The 2,791-nt window shown below is 73.1% G+C and carries 2 protein-coding genes; one reads left to right on the forward strand and one right to left on the reverse strand.

The features are described 5' to 3' along the window. The coding region (locus AC1MIR_RS26155) for a hypothetical protein (RefSeq protein ID WP_480031108.1) at positions 1-1,687 on the reverse strand (1,687 nt) is incomplete at its 3' end. A gap of 253 nt (positions 1,688-1,940) precedes the next feature. On the opposite strand from AC1MIR_RS26155, the gene AC1MIR_RS26160 reads away from it, so the two are divergent. Further along, on the forward strand, positions 1,941-2,678 hold the full coding sequence (locus AC1MIR_RS26160; RefSeq protein ID WP_480031109.1) for a PEP-CTERM sorting domain-containing protein: 738 nt from the start codon (positions 1,941-1,943) through the stop codon (positions 2,676-2,678). Positions 2,679-2,791: the final 113 nt, after the last annotated feature.

The raw sequence follows: 2,791 nt of genomic DNA on the forward strand, positions 1-2,791 counted from the left end.
GGCCGGGGCGGCGGGGGCCGCGCCGGCCCGCCCCCCGCGGGGGCGCAACCCCGCCGCCCGGCGCGCGCCGCGGCGCGCCGCGCGCGCGCAGGCAGTGCACCACGATCTCGCTGTTGCCCTGGCCGAAGGCGTGGCGCTCCACCGCGAAGCGCGCCTCGCGGCCGGCGATCTCCCTGCGCATCCGCGCCGAGGAGCGCGGCTTGCGCTGCACCAGGATCACGCCGGCCGGCAGCGTCTCCAGCAGCGCGCCGAAGGCCTCCGGCGAGACGTATTCGATGCCCGTTCGCGGCGCGTAGCGCGCGAAGAACGGATTGACCCGGCCATCCTCCTCCTCCGGGAACAGCACCACCGCCAGCCGCCTGCCGCCTTGCGGGTCGTAATGCGGCCAGCCGAGCAGGGTCCAGGCATGGCCGGTGAAGACCGGCCCGGGGCAGCGCGCCTCGTCCTGCAGGAACCGGACGACGCCGCGGTAGTCGGGCCGGAGGACATGCGCGAAGGAGGCGGCGGCCGGCCGCTGCAATTGTATCCAGACGCCGAAGCCCAGCACGCCGAAGGCCAGCGTGCCCGCGCCGGCGCGCCAGGCCAGGCCAGGCCGCGCCAGCACCCCCATCGCGACGAGGATGGACAGCGGCAGCAGCAGGATCACCGCGACGCGCGGCAGCAGGATCGGGCGGCCGAGGCTCGCGACCAGCAGCGCGGCGAGGAACAGCCCCGGCACGACGAGCAGCACCGTGATCGCGGCGCGGTCGCGCAGCCGCGCGGCGCCGAGGCCGGCGGCGGCGAGCAGCAGCCCCAGCAGGGCCAGGCGCGCCCAGGGCGGCAGCTCGAACATCACCATCCCGGGGCCGAGCGGCACCGCGAAGCTCTGCACCATCCAGGGCGAGAGCGGCGGGATCCAGGCGATGTTCGTCGCGGCGCGCTGCTCCAGGAACACCAGCATCTGCGGCGCGGAGAGCAGCGCGATCAGCGCCCCGGCCGCCACCCGCGGCACGCCCTGCGCGCGCCGCGCGCCGGGGCGGAGCATCAGCGCGCCCGCGAGGCCGGCGCCGAGCGCGGCGGTGAAGAACAGCGCCGTCGCATGGGTGTGGATCGCCGCCACGCTGCCCAGCACGACCAGCGCGAAGGGCAAGGCCAGCGCCCGGTCCCGCGGTCCGGCCCGGTCCGGCCCCGCCGTCGCCCGCCGCAGCCACAGGAAGGCGCCGGTCAGCGCCGCGGCCTCGAACAGCGGCACCAGCGCGACCGGCCGCGCATCCACGCCGTGCCAGACGGACAGCGGCCAGACCGCCAGCAGCGCCGCCGCCAGCAGCCCCGCGCCGGGCCCCGCCACGGCGCGGCCGAGCCACCCCGCCATGCCGACGAGCGCCACCGAGGCCAGGGCCGAGGGCAGGCGCAGCGCGGCATCGCCGGTGCCCGCGATGGCGCTCCAGGCACGCAGCAGCGAGAAGTAGAGCGGCGGGTTGGTCTCGACCCGCCGGCCCTCGCCCCAGAGGAAAGCCTGGTCCTGCTCGATCCAGTAGCGGGTGAAGCCCTCGTCCAGCGACAGCGACGCATGGCCGAGCAGGGCGAGGCGCAGCAGCAGGGCCGCCCCCAGGATGGCCAGGAGGGCAAGCAGGACGCGCCGCGCGCGCAGCCCGCGCCGCGCGACGCGGGCGCCAGGGAGCCCGTCGCTCCATGCTGCGTCACGCACGGGACCGATAAAACGACAGCAAATCGAAACGTGTCAATATTACGATAATAGAAAGAAAATTGTTCAGGCCCCATGCGCGGGTCGGCCGGCGTCGGACTCGCGTGGCGGTTGTCGGCAAAGTTGACACTCACGAAAATGAGAGATCGGTGATGTAGCGATTTCATATGTTTATGCATTGGCATGGATCATGCAATACCCATCACGTTGCGAGTCCGCAAAGTACTCGATTCCCAGAAGGTCAAGGAGGGGAAACATGAAGACACGACCGAAGTGGAAGCTCGCTCTCGGCGTATTCGGCCTGACAGCCGCAGTGCTCGCCGCAGCGCCCGCCAGTGCCGGGCTGCGGATCGAGGAGAACACCAATCTCGGGCCGGGCATCCCGACCACCGATGACTGGGATGTCGAGCCCGGGCAGAGCATCCCGACCAATCGCGGCGGCTTCGTGAATGGCCGGCTGATCGCCGTCCACGCCGGCTGGTACCGCTTCACCTATGGCCCGCCGCCGCCCGGCGGCCTGCCCTCGCCGCCCGCGACCGGCCATGGCAGTTCCACCTTTGTCAACGAGTTCCGCGTCGGCGGCGACAGCTTCTGCACCCAGGCGAACACGCCGGGCTGCGGCGGCTTCGGCAGCACGCCCAGCCAGGTCGGCGACACCTTCACCCAGTTCTTCGCCGCCAATACGGCGATCGCCTTCGAATTCTTCTATCACCAGGGCGTCGGCAACCATCTTCTGACCAATGGCAGCACCAGCATCTCCAACGGCGCCTATCTCGTGCAGATCGGCGAGGGCACGGCGCCCAATGCCGGCATCGGGCGCGTGGCCTATCTCGGCCTCAGCGACGGCGATCCCTACCCGAACGGCGACCACGACTTCCAGGACCTGACCCTGTCCATCACGCAGGTGCAGGTCCCCGAGCCGATGTCGCTCGCGCTGTTCGGCCTCGGGCTGGCCGGCCTCGGGGCGGTCCGCCGCCGCACGCGGCGGGCCTGACCCGCCGCCCCGCAGACGGCCTCGGGTTGTCGGCGGATCTTACAGATGGGGCGGCGCCCCCCCGCCCCCCCCCCCCCCGCCCCGCGGCACCCCCGGGGGGGGGGCCCCGGGGC

This window comes from Falsiroseomonas sp. RANM36 (assembly GCF_056682175.1).